This window comes from Phaeovulum sp. W22_SRMD_FR3, from assembly GCF_052113705.1.
Classification (GTDB): Bacteria; Pseudomonadota; Alphaproteobacteria; order Rhodobacterales; family Rhodobacteraceae; genus JBGQOG01.
The window spans coordinates 40,705-65,923 of sequence record NZ_JBGQOG010000013.1; the positions used below are offsets into that span (position 1 = coordinate 40,705).

The 25,219-nt window shown below is 65.4% G+C and carries 25 protein-coding genes; 15 read left to right on the forward strand and 10 right to left on the reverse strand.

What is annotated here, in order from left to right; genetic code table 11:
• The first annotated feature begins 101 nt into the window (after positions 1–101).
• Positions 102–602, forward strand: coding sequence for an Lrp/AsnC family transcriptional regulator (locus ACEN2S_RS15640; protein ID WP_441867553.1), 501 nt, complete (start codon positions 102–104; stop codon positions 600–602).
• Between the two features lie 122 nt (positions 603–724).
• Here the strand turns inward: ACEN2S_RS15640 and ACEN2S_RS15645 are convergent, their stop codons facing one another.
• The 5 genes from ACEN2S_RS15645 to lgt all read right to left on the reverse strand — a co-directional run bounded on the left by ACEN2S_RS15645 (position 725) and on the right by lgt (position 5,284).
• A complete protein-coding gene (locus ACEN2S_RS15645; protein WP_441867555.1) occupies positions 725–1,531 on the reverse strand; it encodes a Hint domain-containing protein in 807 nt (268 codons plus the stop codon).
• 285 nt (positions 1,532–1,816) lie between these two features.
• Positions 1,817–2,014, reverse strand: coding sequence for a hypothetical protein (locus ACEN2S_RS15650; protein ID WP_441867557.1), 198 nt, complete (start codon positions 2,012–2,014; stop codon positions 1,817–1,819).
• 416 nt (positions 2,015–2,430) lie between these two features.
• Positions 2,431–3,225 (reverse strand): peptidoglycan editing factor PgeF, encoded by a 795-nt coding sequence (pgeF, locus tag ACEN2S_RS15655; RefSeq protein ID WP_441867559.1) that lies wholly within the window; start codon positions 3,223–3,225, stop codon positions 2,431–2,433.
• A 68-nt stretch (positions 3,226–3,293) separates the two neighbouring features.
• Positions 3,294–4,388 (reverse strand): class I SAM-dependent methyltransferase, encoded by a 1,095-nt coding sequence (locus tag ACEN2S_RS15660; protein WP_441867561.1) that lies wholly within the window; start codon positions 4,386–4,388, stop codon positions 3,294–3,296.
• Positions 4,385–5,284, reverse strand: coding sequence for a prolipoprotein diacylglyceryl transferase (gene lgt / locus ACEN2S_RS15665; RefSeq protein WP_441867563.1), 900 nt, complete (start codon positions 5,282–5,284; stop codon positions 4,385–4,387). The genes ACEN2S_RS15660 and lgt overlap by 4 nt, the downstream gene beginning before the upstream one ends.
• Positions 5,285–5,539: 255 nt before the next feature.
• On the opposite strand from lgt, the gene ACEN2S_RS15670 reads away from it, so the two are divergent.
• Complete coding sequence (locus ACEN2S_RS15670) at positions 5,540–5,788, forward strand: accessory factor UbiK family protein (RefSeq protein WP_441867565.1); 249 nt, start codon at positions 5,540–5,542, stop codon at positions 5,786–5,788.
• A 277-nt stretch (positions 5,789–6,065) separates the two neighbouring features.
• Here ACEN2S_RS15670 and ACEN2S_RS15675 read toward each other — a convergent pair whose 3' ends face one another.
• Positions 6,066–6,389 (reverse strand): DUF6476 family protein, encoded by a 324-nt coding sequence (locus tag ACEN2S_RS15675; protein WP_441867567.1) that lies wholly within the window; start codon positions 6,387–6,389, stop codon positions 6,066–6,068.
• Between ACEN2S_RS15675 and ACEN2S_RS15680 the strand changes: the two genes are divergently transcribed.
• From ACEN2S_RS15680 to ACEN2S_RS15695, 4 genes are all read left to right on the forward strand, one after another.
• Positions 6,388–7,431, forward strand: a complete 1,044-nt coding sequence (locus tag ACEN2S_RS15680) for an RluA family pseudouridine synthase (protein ID WP_441867569.1) — start codon at positions 6,388–6,390, stop codon at positions 7,429–7,431. The genes ACEN2S_RS15675 and ACEN2S_RS15680 overlap by 2 nt on opposite strands.
• A 231-nt stretch (positions 7,432–7,662) precedes the next feature.
• Positions 7,663–8,565, forward strand: a complete 903-nt coding sequence (gene rpoH, locus ACEN2S_RS15685; RefSeq protein WP_441867571.1) for an RNA polymerase sigma factor RpoH — start codon at positions 7,663–7,665, stop codon at positions 8,563–8,565.
• Between the two features lie 281 nt (positions 8,566–8,846).
• The gene (locus tag ACEN2S_RS15690) at positions 8,847–9,803 is read left to right on the forward strand and encodes a hypothetical protein (protein ID WP_441867573.1); all 957 of its coding nucleotides are present in this window, start codon (positions 8,847–8,849) and stop codon (positions 9,801–9,803) included.
• A gap of 22 nt (positions 9,804–9,825) precedes the next feature.
• The gene (locus tag ACEN2S_RS15695; RefSeq protein WP_441867575.1) at positions 9,826–10,815 is read left to right on the forward strand and encodes a Gfo/Idh/MocA family protein; all 990 of its coding nucleotides are present in this window, start codon (positions 9,826–9,828) and stop codon (positions 10,813–10,815) included.
• A gap of 120 nt (positions 10,816–10,935) precedes the next feature.
• On the opposite strand, the gene ACEN2S_RS15700 is transcribed toward ACEN2S_RS15695, so the two are convergent.
• Complete coding sequence (locus ACEN2S_RS15700; RefSeq protein ID WP_441867577.1) at positions 10,936–12,111, reverse strand: dipeptidase; 1,176 nt, start codon at positions 12,109–12,111, stop codon at positions 10,936–10,938.
• Between the two features lie 92 nt (positions 12,112–12,203).
• Positions 12,204–14,021: a M3 family oligoendopeptidase gene (locus ACEN2S_RS15705; protein ID WP_441867579.1), complete on the reverse strand. Its 1,818-nt coding sequence runs from the start codon at positions 14,019–14,021 to the stop codon at positions 12,204–12,206.
• A gap of 418 nt (positions 14,022–14,439) precedes the next feature.
• On the opposite strand from ACEN2S_RS15705, the gene ACEN2S_RS15710 reads away from it, so the two are divergent.
• From ACEN2S_RS15710 to ACEN2S_RS15725, 4 genes are read left to right on the forward strand one after another with little or no spacing between them, the layout of a single operon-like run.
• Positions 14,440–15,855, forward strand: coding sequence for a circularly permuted type 2 ATP-grasp protein (locus ACEN2S_RS15710; RefSeq protein WP_441867581.1), 1,416 nt, complete (start codon positions 14,440–14,442; stop codon positions 15,853–15,855).
• A 6-nt stretch (positions 15,856–15,861) separates the two neighbouring features.
• Positions 15,862–16,815, forward strand: coding sequence for an alpha-E domain-containing protein (locus ACEN2S_RS15715; protein ID WP_441867583.1), 954 nt, complete (start codon positions 15,862–15,864; stop codon positions 16,813–16,815).
• A complete protein-coding gene (locus ACEN2S_RS15720; protein ID WP_441867585.1) occupies positions 16,812–17,624 on the forward strand; it encodes a transglutaminase family protein in 813 nt (270 codons plus the stop codon). The genes ACEN2S_RS15715 and ACEN2S_RS15720 overlap by 4 nt, the downstream gene beginning before the upstream one ends.
• A 33-nt stretch (positions 17,625–17,657) precedes the next feature.
• Entirely contained in the window at positions 17,658–18,383 is a 726-nt protein-coding gene (locus tag ACEN2S_RS15725) for a peptidase (RefSeq protein ID WP_441867587.1), read from the forward strand.
• 89 nt (positions 18,384–18,472) lie between these two features.
• Here ACEN2S_RS15725 and ACEN2S_RS15730 read toward each other — a convergent pair whose 3' ends face one another.
• Entirely contained in the window at positions 18,473–19,492 is a 1,020-nt protein-coding gene (locus ACEN2S_RS15730) for an alpha/beta fold hydrolase (protein ID WP_441867589.1), read from the reverse strand.
• The gene (locus ACEN2S_RS15735) at positions 19,492–19,779 is read right to left on the reverse strand and encodes an SCP2 sterol-binding domain-containing protein (protein WP_441867591.1); all 288 of its coding nucleotides are present in this window, start codon (positions 19,777–19,779) and stop codon (positions 19,492–19,494) included. Before ACEN2S_RS15735 ends, ACEN2S_RS15730 begins: the two co-directional genes overlap by 1 nt.
• Positions 19,780–19,855: 76 nt before the next feature.
• Between ACEN2S_RS15735 and ACEN2S_RS15740 the strand changes: the two genes are divergently transcribed.
• The 5 genes from ACEN2S_RS15740 to ACEN2S_RS15760 all read left to right on the forward strand — a co-directional run bounded on the left by ACEN2S_RS15740 (position 19,856) and on the right by ACEN2S_RS15760 (position 25,024).
• Positions 19,856–20,416 (forward strand): tetratricopeptide repeat protein, encoded by a 561-nt coding sequence (locus ACEN2S_RS15740; protein WP_441867593.1) that lies wholly within the window; start codon positions 19,856–19,858, stop codon positions 20,414–20,416.
• Positions 20,417–20,431: 15 nt separating this feature from the next.
• On the forward strand, positions 20,432–23,353 hold the full coding sequence (locus ACEN2S_RS15745; protein WP_441867707.1) for a helicase-related protein: 2,922 nt from the start codon (positions 20,432–20,434) through the stop codon (positions 23,351–23,353).
• Positions 23,353–23,724: an RNA-binding S4 domain-containing protein gene (locus ACEN2S_RS15750; protein WP_441867595.1), complete on the forward strand. Its 372-nt coding sequence runs from the start codon at positions 23,353–23,355 to the stop codon at positions 23,722–23,724. Before ACEN2S_RS15745 ends, ACEN2S_RS15750 begins: the two co-directional genes overlap by 1 nt.
• A 107-nt stretch (positions 23,725–23,831) precedes the next feature.
• Positions 23,832–24,170 (forward strand): ferredoxin FdxA, encoded by a 339-nt coding sequence (gene fdxA, locus ACEN2S_RS15755; protein ID WP_441867597.1) that lies wholly within the window; start codon positions 23,832–23,834, stop codon positions 24,168–24,170.
• A gap of 344 nt (positions 24,171–24,514) precedes the next feature.
• A complete protein-coding gene (locus ACEN2S_RS15760) occupies positions 24,515–25,024 on the forward strand; it encodes a CarD family transcriptional regulator (RefSeq protein ID WP_441867599.1) in 510 nt (169 codons plus the stop codon).
• The last annotated feature ends 195 nt before the right edge of the window (positions 25,025–25,219 follow it).

A 25,219-nucleotide genomic window follows, 5' to 3' on the forward strand; every position in this document is an offset into this window, starting at 1 on the left:
CGGTGATCTGGCGAATTGCCGGCATTTGGTGTTATACGAAATAATATTGCGCAAAACCGCCCGGACGGATAGGTTTTGCGAAAAGACAGAGGAGCAGACCCATGGCGGGCACCAAGCTGGACGAGATCGACCGCAAGATCCTGGCTGAGTTGCAGGCGGATGGGCGGATGACCAATGTCGAATTGGCCAAACGGGTGGGCATTTCGGCCCCGCCCTGTCTGCGCCGGGTCCGCACGCTGGAAGAGGCGGGCTATATCCGCGGCTATCATGCCGATGTGAACCCGCGCGAGCTGGGCTTTGAAGTGCAGGTTTTCGCCATGGTGCGGCTGCATTCTCAGGCCGAGGTGGATCTTTCGGCCTTTGAAGCGCGGTGCCGCGACTGGCCGCTGGTGCGCGAATGCCACATGCTGAACGGCGAGATCGACTTTATTCTCAAATGCGTCGCGCCGGATCTGAGCACGTTTCAGAGCTTTCTGACCGGGCAGCTGACTTCGGCGGCGAATGTGGCCAGCGTCAAGACCAGCCTGGTGATCCGCTGCGCCAAGGATGATCCGGGCGTGCCGTTCGATGTGCTGGAAGACCGGCTCGCGCGTTCGGCCTGAGTGTTCAGCCCGGGGCTTTGGGCTGAGTCTTTGCCCCGGGTCTTCGGACTGAATGCCCGGCCTGAGCGCCCCGGCTAATCCATTGAAATTATGAAGAATATGGGCACCTTCGGGTGCCTTTTTCAACTCTCGAGCAGTTGCTCCATCATCGCGGCCGACAGGCGCGGCCGGGTCAGCGGGCCAAAGTCCTGCACCCCGTTCAGATGCGGGAACAGGCCGGCAAACAGCGACAGCATCCGCGGTTCGATCCGCGTCTCGAGGCCGGTGCCGGGGTGGTAGCTTTCCACCGCTATCCCCAGGGTGCGGATCGCCGCATGCCGCCGCAGGGCCAGATGATAGACCGGCATCGGGGCCGCCGGACGCAGCGCCAGCACCGCGCAGCCATCCGCCAGCGCCTGCGCCGGGACAAAGGCCTGTTCGGCGCCGCAATACCGCGTCAGGCGCGGATCGCGCCAGAGCAGGCGCGCAGCGGGGCCCAGAACGAGGTCACTGCCCGCGCGGCCATGGCCAAAGGCATCGGCGGTGATTCGGGTCAGCCGCAACGGGGTGGCATCCGCGGAGGGGCCGCCGGGATAGAGGGTGATCGCGCCGATCCATTGCACCGGCTCGGCGCCGCCACCCGCGGTCAGCACCTGCATGCCGGGCACCATATCCTCGACCGCAACGCCGCCCTGATCGGTCAACACCACCGTGCCGCGCGCGAGCGCCGAGCAGGCCTCGTCAAACAGCGGGATCGCCGGGGCCAGCCGGGTCGAGGTTTCAATGTCCCCAAGGGGGGTAAGCCAGGCGGCCTCGATGCGGCGGGTCAGAGGATTCGCACGCAGAGGCCGCCTGTCCGGCAGGATGGCCCGCAGAGGACGGGCCGGAGAGATGCCGATAGCTTCGGGTTCCGCCGCGACGCGCGCGGCAGCAGGGTGGGAGAGTGACATGCGAGCAGCCTTTTCAGTCTGTCACATCTGCAGTGGCCCCCACCATGTGCAGAGAGACGATGGCCCCTCATGGCATCACGACAAATGCCTGTCAAATTTTCGCTTTAATTGAAAGAGGGGCGGCGCCAATCAAATGGCCCGCCCCCGAACTGTTTCCCAAACGGTCACCCATGGTGCCACTTGGGGAGATAAAAGCCCGGCCCTGGGGCCGAATCGCGGCAACCTTGTGGTGCACAACGGCGGCCCGCCACGGTCAGGTCAGGTCAGGTCACGCGGTGCCCGGCCTCAGCGGCAGGCGGCGCGGCGGGCCTGGGCGGCGGCGGCAAAGGCGACCATGAAGGCCGGCGGCAGTTTCTCGGCGCGGCGGGCCAGCATCAGCGCCCGCGGTGCGCCGCGATGATAGGGCATCACCGGCGCTTCGGACTGGCGCACTTCGCGGATGACGGACTTCAGCCAGCGCGGGGTTTTGGAAAGGGTCAACATGCTGCACACTCCTGCCAGAGGTCCGCCGTTGCGGCGGGTCATTGTTTCTCGATGCCGCTGTTTTGACGGTGCAATGCGGCGGCATCGCGGCAATTGATGTGCGAATTGAGACAATTTTTAGGAATTTGTCGGAAAGGCCCGGCGCGCTTTCGCCCCGGCGCCACCCGACGCCCGGCGCACAGCCAATCTGCCTGCCAGGACGCCGCGCCACACTCTTTATCCGGGTACGCCAGTCGGGCCGCGTGTGGGGGCGCAGGCCGGGACGCGTGTCGGGACGCCCTGCGCCTGCGTCCCACGGGAGGCGGCGGCAGGAGAAGTGATTTTCGGGCGGCGGCGGTCTGGCAGCTTCGGGCCGGGGGAGGCGCCCGGCGCGCCGTGTCAAAGCTCTCCGGCCCTTGGACCCGGGACCGCGCCCGTCAGAGCCGGATGACTGAGATCAGGCGGCCATAATCCGCCTCGCCCAGATGGGTGGTGCGGCGGAAAGAATAGAAGCGGTCAGGCTCGCCATAGGTGCAATGACCGGTCCAGACCGCGGTGCCGACCCCGGCTTCGCGCAGGCAATGCAGCCCGAAAGCGGGCAGGTTGAACAGGGGCTTTCCGGCGGGGCCACCCGCGAAAAAGCGCCCATGGTCGGGGTTGTCCACCAAAAAGCTCTCCATGAAATCATGGCCGACTTCATAGGCTTGCTGGCTGATGCAGGGGCCGATCACCGCGGTGATCCGGGCGGCGCGTGCGCCCAGCCCCTCCATCGCGCGCACCGTGGCCTGCAAAACCCCGTCCTGCGCGCCGCGCCATCCGGCATGGGCGGCGCCGATCACCCCGGCCTCCACATCGGCAAAGAGCACGGGCTGGCAATCGGCGGTCAGGATCGACAACGCCAGCCCCGGCGTGGCGGTCACCAGCGCATCGGCGCGCGACGCGCCCTCGGGGACAGCGTTGACCACGCTCACATCGGCGGAATGCACCTGATGCACGCTGACAAGCGCGCTGACCCCCATTGCCTCGGCAACCCGCTGGCGGTTGATCGTCACCGCTTCGGTCAGATCCGACGAGCCATGCCCGCAGTTCAGCCCGGCGAAAATTCCCGAAGAGGCCCCGCCGCGGCGGGTGAAAAATCCGTGACGAACCCCCGCGAGTTCCGGGGCAGTGAGGATTTCGAGATTGGCGAGCATCGGGGCACTTCCGGTCAGGTCAGTATGCGGGGCGGTCATCAATCAGGATCTGTCTCTGGGCTGTGGCGCGGGGCAGGGCGGTGGTAGGGTGGCGGGCGGGACGGTTGTCAGGGGTGGCCCCCGCTCTGGGGTGCGGGGTCGAACCCGGGCGGCGGCGGCGCATCGGCGGGAAACACCGCCAGCGTCTGGAACAGGTTTCCCATTTCCGCCGGGTGGGTCAAGCGGCGATGGGCGGCAATATGGCTTTCCAGCGCCGTCCCCTGCAGTTTCTGCGCCAGAGCCTGTGCCCGCCCGGTGATCCCCAGCCGCTCGAGCAGCACCCCTTGCGGCGTCATCGCGCTGGTCATGGCCCCGGCCCGGCGAGCGGCGCGGGCCAGCGGCTCAAAATCCACATGCGCGGTCAGATCGGCGCTGCCGGGCGCGGCCAGCGGATCGACGCTCTGGTGGTGGTGCAGCGCCTGAAACGTATCGCCCCGGCTGATCCAGCCGCCGTAATCAATCCAGATCGCCACCCCGCCGTCGCGGGCGATGCGCGTGGCGATCGCGGCGGCGATCTCGGTTGCCTGCGGGCAGATCTCGACGATCTCGCCCGGGTGGGTATCGGCCAGCCGATGCGCCAGAAGCGCCAGCGGCGCGGGCGGCGCCAGACCCAGCACCAACGCATCCCCCTTCAGCCCCACTTGCCGTTCGGCCCAGCCGTCATCGCTGCGCTGAAACTGCCGGATCGGCAAAGCGTCAAAGAATTCATTGGCCAGAAGATAGAGCGGCCCCTCCGGCAGATCCCGAATGCTGTCGTGCCAATGGACGCTGTGCCCGGCCAACGTCGCGCGCTGCACCCCGCGCAGATGCGCCGAGGCCTCAACCAGATGCAGCTCCGCCGCGTCGGCCATGCCGGGCACGCGCGCGATCACCCGGCGCACATCGGCCATCAACGTGCCGCGACCGGGGCCGATCTCGGCCAGCAGAAAGCGGGAGGGGCGGCCCTGGTCCATCCAGACCTGCGCCAGACAGAGGCCCAGCATCTCGCCGAACATCTGGCTGATCTCGGGAGCGGTGGTGAAATCGCCCGCCGCACCAAAGGGATCGCGGGTCGCGTAATAGCCGTGCTCGGGGTGCAAAAGGCACAGCGCCATGTAATCCGACAGCCGCATCGGCCCCTCGGCCGCGATCCGCCGCGCGATGAGCCCGGCCAGCAACGTCATGCTTCAGCGGTTCCCGCGCGGGGCCGGTTCAGGGCACGCAGCACAAAGATCAGCCCGATCAGCACCATGGGCACCGACAAGAGCTGCCCCATCGAGAGACCGAAATCGGCGCTGCCGATCACATGGCCCAACGGGTTTTCCGGGGTGATGAATTCGGCATCCGCCTGCCGGAACAGCTCGACAAACATCCGCGCCAGACCATAGCCGGTCAGGAACACCCCCAGCACCAGCCCCGGCCGGGTCAGCGCGCCGAACCGCACCAGCACCCACAGGATCAGCCCCAGCAGCAACCCCTCCAGCCCCGCCTCATACAGCTGCGAGGGGTGGCGCGCGCAGAGCGTCAGCACGCCCGGGCAATCCTGCGCCGCCGCACCGGGGAAGATCACCCCCCAAGGCATGTCGGTCGGGCGGCCCCAGAGCTCGGCATTGATGAAATTGGCGATCCGGCCAAAGAACAGCCCGACCGGGGCCGCCAGCGCCAGCGCATCGGCCAGCGACCAGGCGTTGATCTTGTGGCGGCGCGCGAACCAGAGCCCGGCCACCATGACCCCCAAAAAGCCGCCGTGGAAGGACATGCCGCCCTCCCAGACCTTCAGAATCTCAAGCGGATGCGCGCTGTAATAGTCAAAACCGTAAAACAGCACGAAGCCCAGACGGCCCCCGAGGATCACCCCCAGAATGATCGCCGTCAGCAGGTCATCGACCTCTTCGGCGGCCATCGGCGCGGTGCCGCCCCAAAGTTTGGCCCGTCGCATCAGGGTGATGATGATGCGCCAGCCGAGCAAAAGCCCCGCGATATAGGCCAGCGCGTACCAGCGCAGCGAAAATTCATGGCCCAGCAGATGCAGGGTGAAAATCTCGGGGCGGATCTCCGGAAACGGGATGGCATTCAGCATGGGGCACCTCTTTGCTCCCGAAAGAACCTCTGAGCGGCGCGAAGTCAACCGCCGACTTTTCTCCTCGCAGAATGGTGTTTGTTGTCATCCGTTTGGCGCCGCAACGGCCATGCCGCACGGGCCGCGGCGGCCCCCGGCGCCGCCGCTTTTGCGGCCCGCGGCGGCGCAACATCACCTTGAGCTTTGGGGTCTCAGCGCCCATATAGGGAGAAATCCCGACACTCACCCGGTGCCGCCGGGACAAGGAGAGCGCAAATGCAATCGAACAATAAATTCTTCGATGAAATGTCCAAGCTGATGACCAATGCCATGGGGGTGGCGCAGGGCGCGAAATCCGAAGCCGAGACCGCGATGAAGTCCTGGATGGACCGCTGGCTGGCCGAGCGTGATTTCGTCACCCGCGAGGAATTCGATGCCGTGCGCGCGATGGCGGTGAAAGCCCGCGAGGAAAACGCCGCCTTGCAGGCGCGTCTCGATGCTCTGGAAGCCGCGGCGCAGAAGTAACCCTGCGCGCCGCACCCCCTCGGGGATGACATGCCGGCCGGGGCTTGCTTCGTGCAAAATATCCCCGCCGGAGGCTCCGCCCGCGCCACCCGCACCGCGGCGGGGCCTGCATCACGCCCGTGCCGCCGCAAAAGCCCCCCAGGTCACCTTTCCGACTGCGGGCGAACAAGGCCCCGGGTCACAAGATGCAGGGCGCCCAAGTTTCAGGGCTCTCCGCGTTTCGGGCGCATAAGGCCCCGGGCTCCCGACACTTGGAACTCCCGACGCTTGGGGCGCCTCAGCGCATCAGCATCTGGCCGCGCAGGCGTCCATCGGTGTCGAACATCATCACCGTCGCCTGATCGGTGACCACCAGAATGAACCCCTGACCATAGGTGACGGCGGTGGCCTTGGCACCGGCAGGCAGGGTGATGGTGGCGGGCAAATTCGGGACCATCGGGCTGGAACTGCCGCCAAGGCGGATGACAAGCAGGCCGATGATCGCTATCAGGCCGACAATCATCGTTCCTGCCAGTACCGTGACGAGGGCTTTCAGGAACCGCAATTCGGGCAGAGGCTGTTCCTCGGCGTCGCCCGGCAGATCGAATTGGGGTTTCGCCATGGAAAGCCGTATCCTTCATATCACCATTGGCGCCGATGCGCCTGAGCGTCTTGATAAGGCGCTTGCGCGCGAAGTGCCAGAGGAAGCCGCACTCTCCCGGTCGCGGCTCATGCGATTGATCGCAGAGGGTGCGGTCCGCTGCAAGGGCCTCGTAGTGACTGATCAGAAAGCGAAAGTTGCGGAAGGCGAGGTCTATGAGATCGCCATCGGCGCGCCCGCCCCGGTAGAGACGGTGGCGCAGGACATCCCGCTGCAGGTGATCTGGGAAGATGAGGATCTGATCGTCATCGACAAGCCCGCGGGCCTTGTGGTGCATCCGGCCCCCGGCTCGCCGGATCAGACATTGGTCAATGCCCTGCTGCACCATTTCGGCGGCAATCTCTCGGGCGTGGGGGGCGAGGCGCGTCCCGGCATCGTGCACCGGATCGACAAGGATACTTCGGGCCTCCTCGTGGTGGCGAAATCCGACCGCGCGCATCACGGCCTTGCCGCGCAGTTTGAGGCGCATTCGGTGCATCGCCACTATCTGGCGCTTTGCAATGGCGTGCCCGATGCCAATGACCCGCGTTTGCGCGGCTGCAAGGGCACCAATTTTGAAGCGGGCGGCGTGTTGAAAATCACCACCCAGCTCGCGCGCCACAAGACCGACCGGCAGCGGCAGGCGGTGTTGTTTCAGGGCGGGCGGCACGCGGTGACCCGCGCGCATGTGGTCGAAAGCTACGGCACACCGCCTGCCGCCGCGCTGATTGACTGCTGGCTCGAGACCGGCCGCACGCATCAGATCCGCGTGCATCTCGCGCATGTCGGGCATGGGCTGATCGGCGATCAGACCTATGGTGGCAAACGCAAGCTGGCGGTCAAGGCGGTGGGGGCCGAGGCCGCCGACGCCGTCGCCGCTTTCCCGCGTCAGGCCTTGCACGCGGCCACGCTCGGCTTTGAGCATCCGGTGACGGGGGAGGAGCTCTCGTTCACCTCACCTTTGCCCGAGGACATGCAGGCGTTGATCACGCTCTTGCAGGCGGGAAACCCTGATCTGCGCTGATGCGCGGAACCCTTGTGCGAAATTGCAGCTTGCGTAACTGAACTATCTGGTTCACTTTCGGGTGAAGCGGCGGCTTTGTGCTGGCGTCAGGTCTTTGGAACCGTCACGCTCCAATCAGAGTTTTCTGAGTGAGCCTGCGACGCGACAGGGCCGGACGCTTGGACCGGGCGCTTGAAACCCGAAGCCGTTCTACCCATGTTGCGTCATCCTCGATCAGGGAGAGAGGACCGAATGAGCACTACCTATACGAACCTTCCCGCCCCCAGCCCGGAACAGGGGCTGAACCGGTATCTGCAAGAAATCCGCAAGTTCCCGCTCCTCGAGCCGGAACAGGAATACATGCTGGCCAAACGCTGGGTCGACCATCAGGACACCGGCGCCGCGCATCAGATGGTCACCAGCCACCTGCGCCTCGCGGCGAAGATCGCGATGGGCTACCGGGGCTACGGCCTGCCGCAGGCCGAAGTGATTTCCGAGGCCAATGTCGGTCTGATGCAGGCGGTGAAACGCTTTGATCCCGAGAAGGGCTTTCGCCTCGCGACCTATGCGATGTGGTGGATCCGCGCCAGCATTCAGGAATACATCCTGCGCAGCTGGAGTCTCGTGAAGCTCGGCACCACCTCGGCGCAGAAAAAGCTGTTCTTCAACCTGCGCAAGGCGAAATCCAAGATCGGCGCGCTGGAAGAGGGCGATCTGCGGCCCGAGAATGTTGCGAAAATCGCGCATGACCTGAACGTGACCGAAGCCGAAGTCATCTCGATGAACCGCCGTCTGGCGGGGTCGGATGCCTCGCTGAACGCGCAGGTCGGCTCGTCGGATGGCGACAGCTCGACCCAGTGGCAGGACTGGCTGGAGGATGAGGGCGCCAACACCGCCGAAGCCTATGCCGAGGCCGATGAGCTGGACGCCCGCCGTGCGATGCTGGTCTCGGCGATGGATGTGCTGAACGAGCGCGAACGCGACATTCTGATGGACCGTCGTCTGCGCGATGAGCCGGTGACGCTGGAAGATCTCTCGGCCCGGTTCGGCGTCAGCCGCGAGCGGATCCGCCAGATCGAAGTGCGCGCCTTTGAAAAACTGCAGGGCCGCATGCGCGAACTGGCCCGCGACAAAGGCATGGCGATCCCCGCCTGATCGCATCGCCGCGCCGGTTCGGGGGCTCCGTTTTTTGGGCCCCCGTGTTTGGGGCCCCCGTGCCTCGCTCCGCGCGTCGATCCCTCGCGCTGCTGGCCGCCGCTCCTCCGGCTCCGCTGCGCCAAGGTGACCTCCCTGAATGCCCCCGTGATCGGCCACGATCGCGGGGGCATTCTTATCGGCGCAGCCCCGGACCTGCCCGCCGTTTATCGCAGCGTTCCTGTGGCCTTGCGCGCAGAGGCAGGCTTGCCACGGCCCCCGCCGCCTTGCATCCTGCGGCCATGAGCACCGCCGCCCTTCAATTCCACATGCCCGCGCATATGGCCGCCCCCGATGGCAGCCGTCTGCCCGAGTTTTACCGTAAACTCTGCGCCGGCTTCACCGCGCGCGGGGCCGAAGTGCGCATCCTGCACCGCGATCTGGCGGCGCTGGCCCGGCCACGCCAAAGCCAGGACTTTGATTTCGTGCACAATGGCCGCATCGCCCGCGACGGTCTCCTGAACACCGGCCTCGGCTATCTCTATCCGTTCTGGTACATGGACCCGCAGGGGATTTTCGCGGATTCCGCGCTTGCCGATGCCCGCTTCGACCCGGCGGCGCAACCGGCGGCCGAGGCCGAAGCCTTTGCCAAACGCCTCTACCAGCGCTACGCGGCGGCGCGCAAAAGCCGCTATACCCAGCCCGAGGAAGTGACCGAAATCCCCGCGGGCTGCATTGCGGTTTTCCTGCAGGATCTGTCGGACCCGGTGGAGCGCGCGCGGCATATGGATGCCAAAGCCATGCTGAAAGCGGTGCTGGCCGATACCGGCGGGCGGCGGGTGGTGGTGAAACCGCATCCGCGCAATCAGGGGCCCGAGACCTATCGGCTCGTGCGCTGGCTGGGCAAACATCACCCGCAGGTGCTGGTCAGTGGCGCCAATGTGCATGACATTCTGGCGCGGGCGGCGCTCAGCGTCTCGATCAGCTCGGCGGTCTCGCTGGAGGGGATGATCCACCGCGTGCCGTCGGTGCTGTTCGGGCGCTCGGATTTCCATCATAATGCCTGCACCGTGGTGGTGCCCGGCGACTGGCCCGCCGCACGCGACCGGGCGCTGGGCGGCGAATGGCCGCATGCTGCTTTTTTGTGGTGGTTCTTGCACGAGCAGATGATCCGCTCGGGCAGTGACGACATGATGGATGTCGTCTTGGCGCGGATGGCGGCGCGGGGGGCGGATCTGGCCCTGCTGCGGTTGATTTGAAGAACGGATTCGGGAGGATAGGATGCATCAGAATGTGAACTGGGGGGTGCTGGGGGCGTCGAATTTTGCGCGCAACCTGATGGGGCCGGCGATCCATGCGGCCAAGGGCGCGCGTCTGGCGGCGCTGGCGACCAGCAGTCTGGAAAAGGCCAAAGGGTTTCAGGCCTTTGCGCCGGATCTGAGCGTGCATCTGGATTATGATACCATGCTGGCCGATCCGGCGGTGGATGCGGTCTATATTCCGCTGCCAAACTCGATGCATGTGGAATGGTCGCTGAAGGCGCTGGCGGCGGGCAAACATGTGCTGACCGAAAAGCCGGTGGCGCTGACCGCGCCCGAGATCGACCAGCTGATCGCCGCCCGCGATGCCAGCGGCCTGCACATGGCCGAGGCCTATATGATCGTGCACCATCCGCAATGGCAGCGGGTGCGCGACTGGCTCTCGGCGGGCGAGATCGGCACGCTCCGGCATGTGGACACCGCCTTCAGCTTTGACAACCGCGCCGACACCGCCAACATCCGCAACCGCCCCGAGACCGGCGGCGGCGGCATCCGCGACATCGGCGTCTATGCCTATGGCTCGATCCGCTGGGCGACGGGGGCGGAACCCACCGAGATGAGCGCGCGGCTGAAGCGCGAGAACGGCATTGATACCTGGGCGCAGGTGGTGGGGCAGATGGCGGCGGCGCGGGTCGAGCCCTTCACCTTTTCCGCGATGACCTCGATGCGGCTGCCCAAGCGGCAGGAGGTGGTGTTTCAGGGCGACCGCGGGCTGATCCGGCTGACCGCCCCCTTCAACGCCAATGTCTTTGCCGAGGCGCAGGTGCATCTGCACCGGGTGGGCATGCCCGAGTTGACCGAGCGCTTTCCCGGCGTGGACCAATATGTGCATCAGGTCGAGGCCTTTGGCCGCACGGTGCGGGAGGGCGCGCCCTATGCCTGGACGCTGGAGCAGGCGCGCGGGACGCAAGAGATGATCGACCGGGTGTTTGCGGAAGCCGTGGAGATCTGAGCTGTGGATCCGGCGCCGCCTTTGCCCGGGGGTGTTCTGGGTGGCGGCGTCGGATGCCTCCGGCGGGGATATTTTGAACGAAGCAAGGGCAGGGGCGGCGCGCGAGGGCCGTAGACGACGCTAATCCGGCAGGCTTTCGCGCAGGAAGCGCTGCATATTGCCGCCCATCACCTGGGCGATCTCGGTCCCGGTCAGGCCAAGGTCCATCAAGGCGCCGGTGAGGGCGGCGAGTTCCTCCACCCGCATTTCGGTTTCGACCGCGCCGTCATGGTCAGAGCCGAGCGCCACATGGTCGATGCCGACAAGGCGGATGGCGGCGAGGATGCTTTTGGCGATGCCATGCGGGGTGGCGTCGCAGGTGACATCGGCCCAGAAGCCGATGCCGATCAGCCCGCCTTTGGCGGCAATCTCCTGCATCAGAGCATCGGGGAAATTGCGGGGGCTGGGGCAGGCGCTGTAGATGCCGGTATGGCTGACGATCGGGCGGGTGCCGGGCATCGCCAGCACGTCGCGCACCAGCGCCGGGCTGGCATGGGCAAGGTCGATGATCATCCGGCGCGCCTGCATCTCGGTGACCACGGCGCGGCCAAAATCGGTCAGCCCGCCGCCCGGGCCGTTTTCGCCATGCAGCGAGCCGCCAAGTTCATTGTCAAAGAAATGGGTGAGGCCGATGAGGCGGAAGCCTGCATCATAGAGCCGGGCGAGATTGCGGATGTCGCCCCGGAGCGGTTGTCCGCCCTCGGCGCCAAGAAGGCCGCCGATCAGCGGCTGGCCCGCGGCGCGGGCGGCAAGCACGGCGTCGAGATCCGCTTTGCTGCGCAGGATGCGGAGTTGGTCGGGATGCGCGCGGGCGGTGGCGTTCAGCCGCGCCGCCTGATCAAGCGCGCGTTCGGTCAGGTTGAACCATGTGCGCGGCGGGCGCAGTTGCGCGATGACGAGGGGGGTGATGTTGTCCGGCGCCCCGGCGCTGTTATGGCCGTAATTCTGGCCGCGCGGGCTTTTGGTCACCGTGGTGAAAACCTGCAGCGCCACATTGCCATCGCGCAGGCGCGGCAGGTCGATCTGGCCGCGCCTGCTGCGCCGGGCGAGGTCGCGGTTCCAGAGCAGGGGGTCGGCGTGCAGATCGCCGATGGTCAGCCGCGCGTGCAGATCGGCCGCCTCGGGCGCGATTTTCCAGGGCTCATGCGGTTTGATGCGGTTTTGCGCGCGCTCGACCACGCCGGGGCCGAGGATGAACAGCGCCAGCGCCGCCACAAGCAGCACAAGCGCCAGCAGAATCAGCAGTTTGCGCAGCATGATCGCCCTTTGCTCTTTCCCCGCCTTCAGTCTGGTCGCTGCGGGCGGGGGAGGCAAGAAAAACCGCCCCCCGAGGGGAGGGCGGCGGGGTCTCAGTCTTCCAGCGCTTCCAGCTCGTCGATCATGTCCGCGATCATCGACAGGCCCTTGTCCCAGAAGGCCGGGTCCGAGGCATCGAGGCCGAAGGGGGCAAGGAGTTCCTTGTGGTGTTTCGAGCCGCCGGCTTTCAGCATGTCGAAATACTTCTCTTCAAAGCCGGGCAGGCCGTCGGCATAGGCGGCATAGAGCGCATTCACCAGACCGTCGCCGAAGGCATAGGCATAGACGTAGAAGGGCGAGTGGACGAAATGCGGGATATAGGCCCAGAAGGTCTCATATCCCGGCATGAATTCAAACACATCACCCAGGCTCTCGCCCTGCACCGACATCCAGAGGGTGTTGATGTCCTCGGGCGTCAGCTCGCCCTCCGCGCGGGCGGCGTGGAGCTTGCACTCAAAGTCGTAGAAGGCGATCTGCCGCACGACCGTGTTGATCATGTCCTCGACCTTGCCTGCGAGGAGCATTTTGCGCTCGGCCTTGCTCTCGGCGTTGTCGAGGAGGCGGCGGAAGGTCAGCATTTCGCCAAAGACGCTGGCGGTTTCGGCCAAGGTCAGCGGGGTGGAGGCGAGAAGTTCGCCCTGACCCGCCGCCAGCACCTGATGCACGCCATGCCCCAACTCATGCGCCAGCGTCATCACATCGCGCGGTTTGCCGAGGTAGTTCAGCATCACATAGGGATGCACGGTGGTGACGGTTGGATGCGCGAAGGCGCCGGGGGCTTTGCCCGGTTTCACGCCCGCATCGATCCAGCCTTTGTCGAAGAAGGGCTGTGCCAGTTCGGCCATCTCCGGCGCGAAAGCGGCATAGGCGCCGAGCACGGTCTCTTTCGCTGCGTCCCATTGGATCGGCGCGGGGTTTTCGGCGGGCAGCGGCGCGTTGCGGTCCCAGACCTGCAGTTTTTCCAGCCCCAGCCATTTCGCCTTCAGCCGGTAATAGCGGTGCGACAGCTTCGGATAGGCGGCGACCACCGCATTGCGCAAAGCCTCGACCACTTCCGGCTCGACATGGTTCGACAGGTGGCGGCCGTATTGCGGGCTGGGCATCTTGCGCCAGCGGTCCTCAACCTCTTTTTCCTTGGCCAGCGTATTGTGCACACGGGCGAAGAGTTTGATGTTCTTGCCAAAGACCTCGGCCAAGGCATGGGCACCCGCCTCGCGTTTCGCGCGGTCATGGTCCGAGAGCAGGTTCAGCGTCGCTTCAAGGTTCAGCACCTCGCCCGCGACGATGAATTCAAGGCCCGCCATCGTCTCATCGAACAGGCGGTTCCAGGCGGCGGCGCCGACAACCGATTGGTCGTGCAGGAATTTTTCCAGCTCATCCGAGAGCTGATGCGGCCGCATGGCGCGCATGCGGTCAAAGACCGGTTTGAACCGGGCGAGGGCCGCATCGGCGAACAGAGCCTGATAGGCGGCATCCTCGATCCGGTTGAATTCCAGGCTGAAAAACACCAGCGGCGTGGTGAAATTGGTGATCCGGTCCTGCGCATTGGCCATGAATTGCGCCCGCGCGGAATCGGTGGTGTTCTGGTAATAGCGCAGCCCGGCATAGGACATTACACGCCCGGCGGTGATGTCGATCGCCTCATAGCGGGCAATGCATTCGGCCAGGGCGGCGGCGTTCAGCTCCGCCAGCTTCCCCTCATAATCCCGGGCGAAATCGGCGCAGGCGGTTTCGAGCCAGGCCATGTCGCGGGCGAATTCGGGGGCATCGGGCGCGGTGTAAAGATCGCTCAGATCCCAATCGGGCAGGGCACCAAAGCTGCCACCGGCGGCATTTGCGTCAAAGACGGGGCGGGGCAGGGTCAGGGTCATCGGCTTCCTCATGTCTTGGTTGCCCCAGAGATAAGACCCTTGCGGGCCGGGCTGCAAGGGCGGGGGGCGGAAAAGGCCGGATCCGAATGCCCGCTGGGGCGTTGGGCCCGGTGGAACAGGCGTCGGGCGCAGGCGGCAGGCGGCAGTCTGGCGGAAGTCTGGCTGCGGTCAGCGCGACAGCTGCCGGTGCGCCAGATGCGGGCGCTGAACCGGCGACGCAGGGGGCAATGGGGCCGCCGTTGAGGGGAAGACGACCGATGGTGGGGCATTTTGGCGGAAAATATGCCTAAATTTTGGGCAAATGCGCGCAATCGCGGCGTAAAACGAGAGGGTTGACGTCAGAACGCCGGGGCCCGCCTTTCCTTCCCCGGGACGCTGCCTAATGATTGGACATCAGCCGGAGGAATCAGCGCGAGCCATGCCAGCCGAATTTTTCAATGAAATGTATCAGGGGGGCGCCGTTCGTGCCCCATACGCGCAACTGGAAGACTGGATGCGGGCGATGCCTGCGGAATTCCGTCAGATGAAACAGGCCGAGGCCGAAGCCCTGTTCAGGCGCATCGGCATCACCTTCGCGGTCTATGGCGAGGGCGGCGATCCGGATCGGCTGATCCCGTTTGACATGTTCCCCCGGGTCTTTACGCAGCATGAATGGCGCAAGCTGGAAAAGGGCATCCGGCAACGGGCCCGGGCGCTGAACGCCTTTCTGCTTGACGTTTATGGCCGCGGCGAGATTGTACGGGCGGGGCGGATCCCGGCGCGTCTCGTCTATCAGAACGAGGCCTATGAGGCCGCCGTGGTGGGCTTTGCCCCGCCGCGCGGGGTCTACAGCCACATCGTCGGCATCGACCTTGTGCGCACCGGCCCCGATGAATTCTATGTGCTGGAAGACAACTGCCGCACCCCCTCGGGCGTCAGCTATATGCTGGAAAACCGCGAGATCATGATGCGGATGTTCCCGGCGCTCTTTCAGCAAAACCGGATCGAGCCGGTGGATGGCTACCCGGACGCGCTCCGCCGCACCTTGGCCAGCGTGGCACCGGCGAAATGCGACAGCGACCCGACGATTGCCATTCTGACGCCGGGCCATTTCAACTCGGCCTATTACGAGCACAGCTTTCTCGCCGATCTGATGGGGGTCGAGCTGGTCGAAGGCGCCGACCTTTATGTCGAGGGCGGCTTTGTCTGGATGCGCACAACGGAAGGCCCGAAGAAACTCGATGTGATCTACCGCCGGATCGATGACGCCTATCTGGACCCGCTGTGCTTCCGCCCGGATTCGATGCTGGGCGTGCCGGGGCTGATGGATGTCTACCGCTCGGGCGGGGTGACCATCGCCTCGGCGCCGGGGGCAGGGGTGGCCGATGACAAGGCGATCTACACCTATGTGCCGGAAATGATCCGCTTCTACCTTGGGGAAGAGCCGATCCTGAACAATGTGCCCACCTGGCAATGCGCGAAAGCGGATGAGCTGAAATATGTGCTCGAACATCTGGGCGAATTGGTGGTGAAAGAGGTGCATGGCTCGGGCGGCTACGGCATGCTCGTCGGTCCCGCTTCGACCAAGGAACAGATCGAGGCGTTCCGGGCGCGGGTGATCGAGAATCCCTCGAACTATATCGCGCAGCCGACGCTGGCGCTTTCCACAACGCCGACATTCGTCGAAAGCGGGATTGCGCCGCGCCACGTTGACCTGCGACCCTATTGCCTTGTGGGCGACCGGATCGAGCTGGTGCCGGGCGGTCTGACCCGCGTGGCGCTGACCGAGGGCAGTCTGGTGGTGAACTCGTCGCAAGGTGGCGGCGTCAAAGATACCTGGGTACTGGCGGAGTAAAACATCATGCTAAGCCGGACGGCGGAAAATCTCTTTTGGATCGGGCGCTATATGGAGCGCGCCGAGACCATGGCGCGGCTTTTGGAAGTGGGCGCCCGCATCGCGCTGATGCCCTCGGCGGGGCATGGCTACCGCAATGAATGGGACAGCCTGTTGCAGGCCTCGGGCACGGCCGATGGCTTTGCGGCCAAATATGGCGACCCGGTGCAGCGCAACATCGAAAGCTATCTGTTCTTTGACCGCGACAACCCCTCCTCGGTGGCCTCCTGCCTCGACAAGGCGCGGGAGAATGCGCGCATCGTGCGGACCGCGCTGACCACACAGGTGTGGGACGCGCTCAACACCGCCTTTCAGGAGATGCGGCAGCTGGAGCGCAAGGCGCGCTCGGAACTCGAGCTGACGCATCTGACCGAATGGACGATGCGGCATGCCGCGATGATGCGCGGCTCGATCGACGCCACGCTTTTGCGCAACGATGGCTATGATTTCCTTGGCCTCGGCTATGCGCTGGAGCGGGCCGACAACACCGCGCGGCTGATGGATGTGAAATATTACGTCCTGTTGCCCCGGGTGGATTTCGTCGGCTCCGGCCTCGACAATTACCAATGGCAGACGCTGTTGCGCGCGCTTTCGGCGCACCGGGCCTTTCACTGGGCCTATGGCGGCGACATCACCGCCCGCAAGATCGCCGATTTCCTGATCCTGAACCCGCAATGCCCGCGCTCGATCGTGACGGCGACGGGGCAGGCGCTGGAGCATCTGGAGCGGCTGGCGCGCGGTTATGGCACCAGCACCGATGCGCAGGTGCAGGCCCGTGTGTTGCGCGCGAAACTGGCCGATACATCGGTGGAGGACATCTTTGACGAGGGGCTGCACGAGTTCCTCTCGCGTTTCGTGCGCGAAGTGGGCACGCTGACCAGCACCATCCAGGATGCCTATCTGAGCGGGGGAGCCAGATGATACTGACGGTCAATCACGTCACCACCTACCGGTATGAAGAGCCGGTGCGCGGTGCGATGCAGAGCCTGCGGCTGTTTCCGGCCAGTTTTGAGGGCCAGAAGGTGCTGGATTGGGAGGTGGACGTGCCGGGCGGTGTGCGCGGCGGTACCTTCCGTGACGGCGCGGGCGACAAGGTTGAGGGATGGTCGGTGCGCGGGCCGCTGGAGGCCGTCTCGGTGACCGTGCGCGGCACGGTGGAAACCGCCGATACCGCAGGCGTTCTGCGCGGCCTGCGCGAGGTGATCTGCCCCGAGGCCTATCTGCGCGGCACCAAGGTGACCGAGGCGGATCTGGCGCTGACCGAGCTGGCGCGCGGCATTGCCGCCGAAACGCAGGAACCGCTGGACCGGGCGCATCGTCTGGCCGATGCGGTGGCGGGGGCCATCGAATATGTCTCGGGCAGCACGCAGTCGCACACCAGTGCCGCCGAGGCGCTGGCGCAGGGCAAGGGGGTCTGTCAGGACCATGCCCACGCGCTGATCGCCTGTGCCCTCGTGCTCGAGATGCCCGCCCGCTATGTCTCGGGCTATCTTTACGCCAACAAGGACGGCCAGGCCGAAGAGGCGGCGCATGCCTGGGCCGAGATCCATGTGCCGGGGCTGGGCTGGGTCGGCTTTGACGCCGCCAATGCCTGCTGCCCGGATGAACGCTATATCCGCCTGGGGTCTGGCTTTGATGCCCGTCTGGCGGCACCCATTCGCGGCGTGGCGCGCGGGGGCGGGGCCGAAGAGATGGAAGTCGCCGTTGCAGTTGTTGCGTCGCAGCAATAAGGTGCGGCGATTGCGCCGAGCGGAGTTCCGGAAATGACCTATTGCGTGGGATTGCTGTTGAACGACGGGATCGTTCTGCTGTCCGACAGCCGGACCAACGCCGGGTTGGACAATATTGCGACCTACCGCAAGATGTTCATCTTTGAGGATGCGGGCGAGCGGGTGATCACCGTGCTGACCGCCGGATCGCTCTCGGTCACGCAAACCACCATCGCGCGGCTGCGCGAGGCGATTGACGATCCGAACGCCAGCGCCGATAGCTCGATCATGCTGGCGCCGACCATGCTCAAAGTGGCGGAATTGATTGGCAATACCTTGGCCGGTGTCCGCTCGGACATTGATTGCAAGATGAATGCCGCCAAGGTCTCGACCTCGGCCTCGATGATCGTGGCGGGGCAGCGCGCGGGTGGCGCCATGCGGATGTTCCTCATCTATCCGGAGGGGAATTTCATCGAGGCCACCGAGGACACCCCCTTCCTGCAGATCGGCGAGCATAAATATGGCAAGCCGATTCTCGACCGGGTGGTGCGACCGGAAACCAGCCTGGCAGATGCGCAAAAGGCGGTGCTTTTGTCGATGGATTCGACCCTGCGCTCCAACCTCTCGGTGGGCATGCCGCTCGACCTCGCGGTGATCGAGCGCGACGATTGCAAGGTGACCATGCGGCGGCGGATCGAGGCGGGCGATCCGGATTTCGCCCGGATGAGCGAAGGCTGGTCCAAGGCGCTCCGCGACGGGTTCACGCAGATCAAACTCTGACCGCCGGGCGCCGGAGGCCTGTTGGTGCCGCCGCCGGACCGTCTGTGCGCGGGCCTCGCGCGCAGGAATTGGCCTCGGCTGCGGTTCGATTATACCGCGCTGGGCGCTTCCGGCACCATCGGCGCGGTCGGGTCATCATCTTCGTGCCGCGCGCCATAGAGCAAGGCCGCCGCATCGTAATAGCTGGCGCGGCGCGCCGGCGTTTCCATCATCACCTCGTGCTCGCCGCCCTCGATCAGCATCAGATGGCCATTGGTCCAGCGGCCCATCAATGCGCGCACCGGGGCAGGGTCGATGATCCGTTCATCGGTGCCGATGCTGGCAAAGGCGGGCAGGTCGGGGGCGGGCAGCGCGGCCAAGGCGGCGCATTCGCGCAGACCCGCGCGCAGCCAGCCAAAGGTCGGTCCCGCCAGCGTCAGCGCCGGAACCTCATGCAATTGCCGCACCATAAAGTCCCACATTTCCGGGTCTTTGGTCAGCATATTGTCGGCATAAGGCACTTTCAGCACATAGGTCACGGGACCGGTGCCGGGGGCATAGGTCCGCCCAAAACCCAGACCGCAGAGCAGGTTGGCAAGGGCGGGCGCGATGGCGGCTACCGGGGGCGGCAGCAAAATGCCCCACATCGGCGCCGAGAAGACCGCCGCGGCAACCGGCAGGCCATTGTGCAGCGCGCGCAGGCCGATGGTGCCGCCCATCGAATGCGCCATCAGGTAATAGGGTTCGGGCAGACCCTGCGCCCGGGCCGCAGCCACCACCGCGCGGACATCGCGCTGATAGGCGTCAAAATGGCCGATATGGCCTTTGAGCGGGTCCGCAATCACCCGGTCGGCCAGCCCTTGGCCGCGCCAGTCCACCGTCAGCATCGCATAGCCCCGCGCGGCAAGATCCGCCGCGGCAGGGCCGTATTTCTCAATATATTCCGTGCGCCCGGGAAACAGCAGCACCGTGCCGCGCGCGGGGCCCTGCGCGGCGGCAGGCCCCGGCCAGATGGCGATGCGGATCCGCACCCCATCCTCGGCCCGCAGCCAATAGGCGCGCCCCCCCGCCGGTGCCGAGGCCACGGCCTCATGCAGCGGGGCGGCTTCCATCCCGGGCAACAGGGACATCAGCTGAGCGCCGAACCGAGCTGCATCGCCAGACCCATCGCGCCGTCGATCTTCAGCTTGCCGGTCATGAAGGCCATCGTCGGGTTCACATCGCCCTCAAGGATGCCCTTGAAGGTTTCCGGGCTCGCGGTCAGCGTCACATCCGCCTCATCATCGCCCAGACGCACGCCGTCCGGGTCCGCAATGATCGACCCTTCGCCCTCGAGGACGAATTTCGCCACCGAGCTGAACCCGTTGGGCAGTTTCGCACTCAGCGCGGCCAGTGCCACGTTCAGGACTTCGCTCATAATCTTCCTCCGAAAGTGATCGCCGAAGTCTCGCTTTCTCCGACGTTTGCGTTACAACATCGTTATGGGCAGCACTTTGGCAATTCACAAACGTATCGTTGCGGCACTTTTCGCCGCGAGCCTGCTCATGCACGGGGCCGAGGCACAGCAAGTGCCGCAAGATCCGGCGCTGGACGGGCTGTTTTCCGAACTGGCGGACCCCTCGAACGAGGCCTGGGGCCGCGCCGCTGCCGATATCCAGCGGATCTGGTCGCGCTCGGGCTCTGCGTCGATGGATCTTTTGCTCAAGCGCGGGGAGCAGGCGCTGGACGCGGGCGATCTGACGCAGGCCATCGCGCATCTGACCGCGCTGACCGATCATGACCCGGATTTCGCCGAAGGCTGGAATGCCCGCGCCACCGCCTATTACATGCGCGGCGATTACGGGCAGGCTTTGGCCGATATTGCCAAAACCCTCGCGTTGCAGCCGCGCCATTGGGGGGCGCTCGCGGGGCTGGGGGCGATTCTCGATGATATGGGCGAGACGAAAAAGGCGCTGGCCGCCTATCAGGCCTCGCTGGCCTTGAACCCGCATCAGGACGATGTCACGGATGCGGTCGCGCGGCTGGAAGGCCTGCAGTCGGGGACCAGCCTTTAAGGATTCAGAACGATGATGGAAGGGCGGATCACGGCGGTTCTGGGACCGACGAATACCGGCAAGACGCATTACGCCATCGAGCGGATGCTGGCGCATCGCACGGGCATCATCGGCCTGCCGCTGCGGCTTTTGGCGCGCGAGGTCTATGACCGCATCGTCAAGGCGCGCGGCCCCTCCGTCGTGGCCTTGGTCACCGGGGAAGAGCGGATCGTGCCCGACCGGGTGCAATATTGGGTCTGCACCACCGAGGCGATGCCCGATGCGATGGGCTGCGATTTTCTGGCCATCGACGAGATCCAGCTTTGCGCCGACCCCGAGCGCGGCCATGTGTTCACCGACCGGCTCTTGCACGCCCGCGGCCTGCACGAGACGCTGTTTCTGGGGGCAGAAACCATGCGCGGCGCGATTGCCGCTTTGGTGCCGAAAGTGCAGTTCACCCGGCGCGAGCGATTCTCCGAGCTGACCTGGGCCGGTTCGAAAAAGACCAGCCGGATGCCCGAACGCAGCGCGATTGTCGGGTTTTCGGTGGATAATGTCTATGCCATCGCAGAATTGCTGCGCCGTCAAAAGGGCGGCTGCGCGGTGGTGATGGGGGCGCTGAGCCCGCGCACCCGCAATGCGCAGGTCGAGCTCTATCAGAACGGCGAGGTGGACTATCTGGTGGCCACCGATGCCATCGGGATGGGGCTCAATCTCGACATTCAGCATGTGGCGTTTTCCTCGACGGCGAAATTTGACGGGCGGCGGATGCGGGCGCTGTTTCCGCATGAGCTGGGCCAGATCGCCGGGCGCGCGGGGCGGCACACGCAAAACGGCACCTTCGGGGTGACGGGTGAGGCGGGGCCGCTCACGCCCGAAGTGATCGATGCGGTGGAAAACCACCGTTTTGCGCCGATTCAGCGGCTGCATTGGCGCAATTCGCGCCTCGAATTCGGCAAGGTCGAGCGGCTGATCCAGAGCTTGGAAGAGAACCCCAAGGACCAATGGCTGACCCGCGCCCGCGATGCCGATGACCTTCTGGCGTTGAAAGCCCTCTCGGATCTGCCCGAGGTGCGGGCACGGCTGACGCATCCGTCGGATGTCAGAATGTTGTGGGATGTGTGCCGCATCCCCGATTTTCGCTCGATATCGGGGGCGGAACATGTCACGCTTCTGGCGCGCATTCATGGCTTTTTGCACGACACGGGGCATGTGCCCACGGACTGGCTCGCGGGGCAGATTGCGCGCATTGACAAGACCCAGGGCGACATTGATGCCCTCTCGAAACGGCTCGCTTTCATCCGCACCTGGACCTATGTCGCGCAGCGCAAAGGATGGGTGGATGACGAAAGCCATTGGCGCGGCGAGACTCGCGCTGTAGAAGACCGCCTGTCAGATGCGCTGCATGGTGCGCTGACCCAACGATTTGTGGACCGGCGCACTTCTGTGCTCTTGCGCCGGCTCAAACAGAAGGAGAGCCTTGTGGCCGAGGTGAACGACAAGGGTGAAGTGATGGTTGAAGGCGAATTCGCTGGCCGTCTTGAGGGTTTCCGCTTCCGTCAGGACGCGACCTCTTCGCCCGACGAGGCGAAAATGCTGGCGCGGGCGGCTTACGAGTCTCTCAAGCCCGAATTCCACCTGCGGGCGGACCGGTTCTACAATGCACCGGACACCGAGATGGATTTCACCGAGCAGGGGGGCCTGATGTGGGGCAACTCCGCCGTGGGCAAGCTGGTGAAAGGCGCCGATGCGCTGCGTCCCTCGGTTGAGGCTTTCGTGGATGAAGAGGCTGGGTTCGACGTGACCGAGAAGGTCCGCCGCCGGTTGCAGCATTTCATCGACCGCAAGGTCGCGGCTTTGTTTGACCCGCTGCTGGCGATGAGCCGCGATGAGGCCCTGACCGGGCTGGCACGCGGTTTCGCCTTCCGTCTGGTCGAGCATCTGGGCGTCTTGCCGCGCGACAGCGTCGCCGCCGAGGTGAAAGAGCTGGATCAGGAAGCCCGGGGCGCCCTGCGCAAGCATGGCGTGCGCTTTGGCCAATACACGATCTTCCAGCAGGCGCTTTTGAAGCCCGCGCCGACGCGGCTGCGTCTGGTGCTCGCCTCGCTCTGGGACGGCCTCGATGTCTTCCCCGAAAGCCCGCCGCCGGGTCTGGTGACCATCCCGAACCTGCCGGATGTGCCGCAGAATCACTATACGCTGGCGGGCTATCACCCGGCAGGCGCCCGCGCGATCCGCATCGACATGCTGGAACGTCTGGCCGATATCCTGCGCGGTCAGGACAGCCGGGGCGGCTTTGAGGCCACGCCGGACATGCTGTCGATCACCGGGATGACGCTGGAGCAGTTCTCGGATCTGATGGGCGGTCTGGGCTACAAGGGCGAAAAGGCCGAGCGCGAGAAGGCGAAGGCCGCTGTCGTGGCGAAACCGGCGCCGGTGGCGGAGGGCGACGCCCCGAGCAACCCGATCCCGGAAGGAGCCTCGCCGCTGGCCGAAGCGGCCGCCGAGGCCGAGGCTGAGGCCGTCGCGCCCGAGATGGAGGTTTACTACACCTTCACCTGGGCGCCGCGTCCGCGCGGTCCGCGCCGGGATGGCGGCGACCGGGGCAACCGCCCCGCCCGCACCGAGGGCGACGGCGCAGGCCGTGCCCGTGGCGACCGTCCGCAAGGCGACCGTCCGCAGGGGGATCGTCCGCAGGGTGACCGTCCGCAGGGCGAACGCCGTGGCGGTGGCAAGCCGCAGGGCAAGCCGGGTGGCGGCAAGCCGCAGGGCGACCGCCCCGAACGGTCTGGGGAGCGGTCGGGCGACCGCGGCGGCTACAAGGGCGGCAAGCCCGGGGCCAAGCCCAAGCGCGACGACAACACCCCGCGGGTGTTTGAGGCGCGTCCGCCGAAAACGGACAAGATCGACCCCGACAATCCGTTCGCCGTTCTCGCGGCGCTGCGCGACAAAAAGTAATGTCGGGCGCAGGTTCGGAACGGATCCGGATCGACAAATGGCTATGGCACGCGCGGTTTTTCAAATCGCGCGGGCTGGCAGCGGGGGCGATTACCTCGGGCGCGGTGCGGGTCAACGGCCAACATGCCGAACGCGCCAGCCGCCTCGTGGGCCCCGGAGATGTCCTGACCTTTGTGCAGGGCGGGCGCGTGCGGGTGGTGCGGCTGAACACCATCGCCGAAGCGCGGGCCGGGGCGGCACTCGCCCAACAGCTTTACACCGATCTGCAACCTGTTCCCGCGCCGCGCGACGCCGCCCCGGGCGCGGCGGCATCCGCGCCGGAAGGGGCGGCTGTTCCCGTGACACCCGATGCGCCGGAACGCCCGTTCTAAGGCCGGACGCATCGCCACAGCAGTTGCCTTTCCTGCGCGCCCTCTCTTGATTGATCGGGCCTTGGCGGCTAGGTAGGCGCGAAACCTCTCTGATCCCGGGTGCAAAAATGACCTATGTCGTCACCGACAACTGCATCGCCTGCAAATTCACCGATTGCGTCGAAGTCTGCCCCGTGGACTGCTTCTACGAAGGTGAGAACACGCTGGTGATCCACCCCGACGAATGCATCGACTGCGGCGTCTGCGAACCGGAATGCCCGGCCGACGCCATCCGTCCGGACACCGAGCCGAACATGGACACATGGGTCGAGTTCAACCGCAAATATGCAGAGCTGTGGCCGGTGATCACCCAGAAGCGCGATCCGATGCCGGGCCATGAAGAGCGTGACGGCGAAACCGGCAAGCTGGAGAAATACTTCAGCCCGAATCCCGGCAAAGGCGATTGATCCGCGACCCGCTGCCGCCCGATCAGGGGGCGGCTGCCGGGTGATGACGGGCTGCCGATTCGTCCGAATCACCGGCCTGTGCACCGCCAAAGCGGTGAAAAGTTAGCTTTGTCGCACAAAAGTCGGCGAATCCCGCCCGAGGCGGGGGTCGCGGTCCTTTGAAATGGCCCTTTTTTGTGCTATATTCCTGTTACATGGGATCGGAACCCTTGACCCCCGCAAACCTGCTGACTGCGGAGGCTTTCCTAACGACATGTTGCCCGGCATCGGGGGAAGCAATTCTCCCGCGCTGGTTTTTGTGTCGCTGCGGCCAAGTGTTCCACCACCTTCGAGGAAGCCACTGAATGACCAAAACGAAGAAATCCGATTTCCGTCCGAACGAGTTTGTAGTCTATCCGGCGCATGGCGTGGGGCAGATCCTCTCGATCGAGGAACAGGAAATCGCCGGGCTGCGGCTCGAACTGTTCGTGATCTCCTTTGAAAAGGACAAAATGACGCTGCGGGTGCCCACCCATAAAGCGACCGAAATCGGCATGCGTTCGCTGTCGTCGCCCGATGTGGTGACCAAGGCGTTGGAAACGCTGAAGGGCAAGGCCAAGGTCAAGCGGGCCATGTGGTCGCGCCGCGCCCAGGAATATGAGCAAAAGATCAATTCGGGTGATCTCTTGTCGATCGCGGAAGTGGTGCGCGACCTGCACCGCTCGGACGATCAGCGCGAGCAGAGCTATTCGGAGCGTCAGCTTTATGAAGCGGCGCTGGAGCGTCTGACCCGCGAAGTGGCGGCGGTTTCCGGCACCGACGAAGCGGGTGCCGCGAAGAAAGTGGATGACGTCCTGGTCACCCGCGCCGCCTGATCCGGTACCGCAGAAATCCAAAAAAAAACCGCATCCGAAAGGCTGCGGTTTTTTTTTGCGCCGTGCCGGAGCCGCCGTGCCGGAGCCGCCGTGCCGGAGCCGCCGTGCCGGAGCCGCCGTGCCGGAGCCGCCGTGCAGGAGCCGCCGTGCCGGAACTGGAGTGCCGGAGCCGCGACCTGTCGGGTGCGGTCCGGC